Genomic DNA, 4,089 nt, shown 5'->3' on the forward strand with positions numbered 1-4,089 from the left:
CACCCGCAAAGCGAACTTCTTCAATATCCGCGAGGAGTCAGAAGGCCCCTCACAGCCACCTCACCCTCGGCCCCCGCTCCCCGTCCGGCGCGTCGAAGGCGGCGGCGGGACGGAGGCGGCCGGCCCGGGGGCCGGGGCCCGGTGGCGGCGGATGACGCGCCGGCGGAGTTCGAATAGGTCCGCCCGGACGGACCGGGCCTACCGGGCGGCGGACCCTTCCACGGCCGGACAGCCGCGCGCCGGCGGCGCCAGTCCAAGGCAGCGCCCGTCCAGGTCCGCCGGAACCGGCAGGCCGGCCGCATTGGCGAGGGTCGGGGCGATGTCCACGGTGCGGACCGGCAGGGTGCGCTCCTGTCCGGTCTGGCCCGGGGTCCAGAAGATGATCGGCACCCGCCGGTCATGGTCCCAGGGCGTGCCGTGCCCGGCCAGATAGCCGCCCACGGCCCCGGGGAACGGCGACATGCCCGGCCGCAGGGCGAAGATCACATCCGCCGAACGCGCCGGGACCGTGCTCAGCGCGATCCGCTCGCGCAGGCCGACAAGGTCGGGATGGATGTCCCGCGCCGCCGACGGCGTCGCGAGCAATTCGTCGATGGTGAAGGCGGCCGCCACGCCCGGCTCCTCGCGCAGCAGGGCGGCGACGGCGGCGGCGATCTCGGCCCGGCGCGGCTCCGGCAGGGCGGCGCCGTCGCCGACCACATAGATGTTGGCGCCGTCGGCCTTCAACGGGTCGAAGCCGAGCCCGAAGCGGGCCCGCACGGCGCCGTTCAGGCGATCGATCAGGCCGGGGTCCATCCGTCCGGCGTCGGGATAGCCGCGCGCCGCCAGCCGCTCCGCGAAGTCGGAGCCGCCGTGGTCCGCGGTCAGGACGACCAGGGTTCCCGGAATCTCCTTCAGCGCCGCCATGAGCCGGCCGAGCGCCGCGTCCAGCCGCAGGATCTGTTGGCACATCTCCGGCCCCTGCGAACCGAAGCGGTGGCCGATCCGGTCGGTTCCGGACAGGCTGATCCCCAGCAGGTCGAGGCCCGGGCCGAAGCCCAGCCGTTGCTCCCGCAACAGGGTCAGCGCCGCCTCGACGGTCAGCTCGTCCAGCACGGGCGAGGTGTCGACGGCCAGGCGCCGCGGCGGCACGGTCGAGTGGAAGACGCCGCCGGCGATGGTCCAGTCCCCGGCCATGGCGGCGCACCGCCCCTCCAGCGGCGCCCACAGGTCGGGGCGCGCCTCCATGCGGGCGCGAATCCCGGCGTTCAGGCCCGCCACCGGGCGCAGGCGGTCGGCCGCCGCCTCGCCCGGTCGAAGATAGGTCGTGAAGCCGAATCCGTCCGCCCACCAGAAGGTCCCGTCGGCGTGCGACCCGGCCAGGTTGATGGCCCCGCGGTCCTTGCCCGAGACCGCGAACACCCGGCCGTCCGGATGCGCGGCCTTGATCCAGTCGCCGAGGCCGCTGGCCCGCAGATTGTCGGGCCCCACGGGCCCGTTCTCGCCCTCGCCGCCCTGGGCCAGCCGGTTGGCCGGCGCGGCCAGGCAGTAGATTTCCGCCCCGGTGGCCCGGTCGATCCAGTCGTTGGCGGCGATGCCGGTGCGGTTCGGATGCACTCCGGTCAGCACCGTCGAATGACCCGGACAGGTCTCGGTCATGCCATGGGTCTGGAAGCCGTTGGGATAGACCACCCCCTCGCCGGCCAGCACGCCCAGGCCGCCGGCGAAGGCGGCGCGGTACTGGTTGAACAGGTCGCTGCCGAACTGGTCGACGACTATGGTCACGACCAGGCGCGGGGACGGCGCTTCGCCTTCGGGTTGAACCTGGGCCGCGGCCGGCGCCGCGGCCGCGGTCAGCGCCAGAGCCAGAGCCGGCCCGGCCCCCATCCAGGAACGAATCATCTGCAGCCTCCCGCGGCGGGACAGGGGTCCGGCGGCCCATTCGGCAGGACTTCGCCTTCCCCCCCGCGCGGCATCCGTAGAGGACCTGGGAATCCGACTCAAGGGCCCGTCGCCCGCGCCGCGCGGGATCATGACGGAGGCTTGATTTTCCCGGCCGGGGCGACGACGGTCAGACGACGACAACGCCGGGGGGCTCCGATGGATTCGCAGGACGCGGCCGACCTTATCTCCGAGCTGGCGGAGGAGAAGGCGGGACACGCCGAGGCCGACCGGTTCCGCAACCGGGCCGCGCTGCTCATCGCCATGGTCGCCGCCGTCCTGGCCGTCGGCGGCATGGGCGGCGGCAACGCCACCGACGACATGATCGCCAACAACATCGCGGCCAGCGACGCCTGGGCCTTCTTCCAGGCCAAGAACATCCGCCAGACCTTCTATGAGCTCGAGGTGGAGGAGATCGACGCCGCCCTGCTCGACGCCGAGCTTCCGGCGGCGCGGCGCGCGCGACTGCAGGACCGGCGCGCCGACTACGCCGCCACCATCGCCCGCTACGACAGCGAGCCCGACCCCGCCGCGCCCGACGATCCCCTGCGCGGAGACGGCAAGAAGCAGATCCGGGCCCGGGCGCAGCATTTCGAGGCCCAGTTCGGGACCGCCTCGCAGCGCGACAATAATTTCGACCTGGCCGAGGTCTGCCTGCAGCTGGCCCTGGTGCTGGGGTCGGTGGCCATCCTGGCCCTCAACCGGCCGGTGTTGCTGGCCTCGGCCGGCCTCGGGGCCGTCGGCGCCGTGCTGACCCTCAACGGCTTTCTGCTGTGGGTGCCCCTGCCCTTCTGACCCCCGGAGTCCTCATGGCCCACGGTTCCCTGCTTCACCGGCTGGCCGCCCCGGCCCTCGGCCTGCTGTGCCTGCCCTTGGGGGCCTGCCTCGAGACCGGGGTGGACCAGATCGACGACCCGGTGGAGAAGGCGGCCTACCATTGCCGCTATGTGATCGAGCGGGCCATCGCCACCCCGGAGCAGCTGCGCCCGGACGGCGTGCTGCGCCGCCGCATCGCCACCTTCGCCGATCCGTCCGTCGAGCGTTCGGGCGACGTGGTCCGGTTCGCCTGGGCCCCCGGCGACATCACCGGGAACGACGGCTCAGGATCCCACGGCGGCGATTGCGTCATGGACATCACCGACGGTCAGCAGCTGGTGATCAGAGCCAGCCTCGACGGCGCCCCGCTCCACTCCGGCTTCCGCTTCTGACGGCGTCCGCGCGGGAGGCCTGCCGCTACCGGGGCGGACAGGCCCGGCCGGGCCGATAGACCTCGGTGTCCTCCGGTTTCGCCGGATCGTGGCAGACGGTGACCGCCGCCCCCTGCAGAAACTCCTCGCTGACGTCGCCGGCCTTGGTCGACTGGTCCTCGAGGGTCCGCCCGTCCACCTCATAGGTGAAATGCACCACGGTCGAGGCGTCGTTCGACTCGGAATCGGTGTGCACCACCACCCGCGTCACCTGGCCGGACGCGCTCGCCGTCAGTTTTTCCAGCCGACGGTCCTCGAAATAGATCATGGCGAAAATGCCCACGGCCACGGCCGCCAGAATGCCCACGATCCCGAGAATGCGCTTCATCGTCCGGTCCCCCGCAAAGGCCCACTCCCCGAGGCGGCGCCCGCGCCGACAAAAAGCCAGACAATCCTAACGCGGCGTTAAAGCCCGCCCCGCCCGACCGATCGCCGCCGGGTCTCCCGGGCCTGTGAATATGAGCCCACAGGCTGTGTAGTGCATCCTCCTTGATGGCCCATGGCCTCACAACCACCGCACCCTCGGCCCCCGCTCCCCCTCCGGCGCGTCGACCAGCAGGTCCGTCACCGCCCAGACCAGGGCGTCGGCCCGGTCCAGCGAGCCCGCCGCCTCCATCTCGCCGCCGAAGGCCATCAGCTCCTCCTCGAGGGCGTCGAAGGCGCCGGCGTGGTGGATGCGGCCCTGTTCGTAGAGGGCGGCGACGGGTTCGGCGCGGACGTATTTGCCGCGCGTGGCGTGGACCTCGCGGATCTTCAGCCCGTTTCCGGCGGTCTTGAGCACCGCCTTGACCATGTCGCCGCCCTGGTTGACCTCGGCCACCACGGCCGTGGCCCCGAACTCGGCGGCGAGGGCGACGGCGCGGCGGGCCCAGGCGTCGGGGCCGAGGCCGGCGATCGAGCGGTCGGCGAGGACGACGGCGCA

4 protein-coding genes and 1 pseudogene are annotated in these 4,089 nt (G+C 72.6%); 2 read left to right on the top strand and 3 right to left on the bottom strand.

What is annotated here, in order from left to right; translation table 11 throughout:
- Positions 1-198: 198 nt before the first annotated feature.
- Positions 199-1,881, bottom strand: coding sequence for an alkaline phosphatase family protein (locus Q0588_RS05875; RefSeq protein ID WP_298744611.1), 1,683 nt, complete (start codon positions 1,879-1,881; stop codon positions 199-201).
- Between the two features lie 198 nt (positions 1,882-2,079).
- Here Q0588_RS05875 and Q0588_RS05880 point away from each other — a divergent pair, with 198 nt between their 5' ends.
- Together Q0588_RS05880 and Q0588_RS05885 are read left to right on the top strand one after the other, a co-directional pair.
- Entirely contained in the window at positions 2,080-2,715 is a 636-nt protein-coding gene (locus Q0588_RS05880; RefSeq protein ID WP_298744612.1) for a DUF4337 domain-containing protein, read from the top strand.
- A gap of 14 nt (positions 2,716-2,729) precedes the next feature.
- Positions 2,730-3,128 (top strand): hypothetical protein, encoded by a 399-nt coding sequence (locus Q0588_RS05885; RefSeq protein ID WP_298744613.1) that lies wholly within the window; start codon positions 2,730-2,732, stop codon positions 3,126-3,128.
- 25 nt (positions 3,129-3,153) lie between these two features.
- Here Q0588_RS05885 and Q0588_RS05890 read toward each other — a convergent pair whose 3' ends face one another.
- Both Q0588_RS05890 and Q0588_RS05895 read right to left on the bottom strand, forming a co-directional pair.
- Positions 3,154-3,495 carry a DUF3592 domain-containing protein gene (locus Q0588_RS05890; RefSeq protein WP_298744614.1) on the bottom strand — a complete coding sequence of 114 codons (342 nt, stop codon included), beginning with the start codon at positions 3,493-3,495 and terminating at the stop codon, positions 3,154-3,156.
- Positions 3,496-3,672: 177 nt separating this feature from the next.
- Positions 3,673-4,089 (bottom strand): annotated as a pseudogene (locus Q0588_RS05895) (DNA-packaging protein); the annotation flags it as partial.

This window comes from uncultured Brevundimonas sp. (assembly GCF_937870815.1).
GTDB lineage: Bacteria > Pseudomonadota > Alphaproteobacteria > Caulobacterales > Caulobacteraceae > Brevundimonas.

Excerpts from the sequence above, each read along its gene's own strand:
- Q0588_RS05875 (WP_298744611.1), bottom strand. The coding sequence starts at position 1,881 with ATGATTCGTTCCTGGATGGGGGCCGGGCCGGCTCTGGCTCTGGCGCTG.
- Q0588_RS05880 (WP_298744612.1), top strand. The coding sequence starts at position 2,080 with ATGGATTCGCAGGACGCGGCCGACCTTATCTCCGAGCTGGCGGAGGAG.
- Q0588_RS05885 (WP_298744613.1), top strand. The coding sequence starts at position 2,730 with ATGGCCCACGGTTCCCTGCTTCACCGGCTGGCCGCCCCGGCCCTCGGC.
- Q0588_RS05890 (WP_298744614.1), bottom strand. The coding sequence starts at position 3,495 with ATGAAGCGCATTCTCGGGATCGTGGGCATTCTGGCGGCCGTGGCCGTG.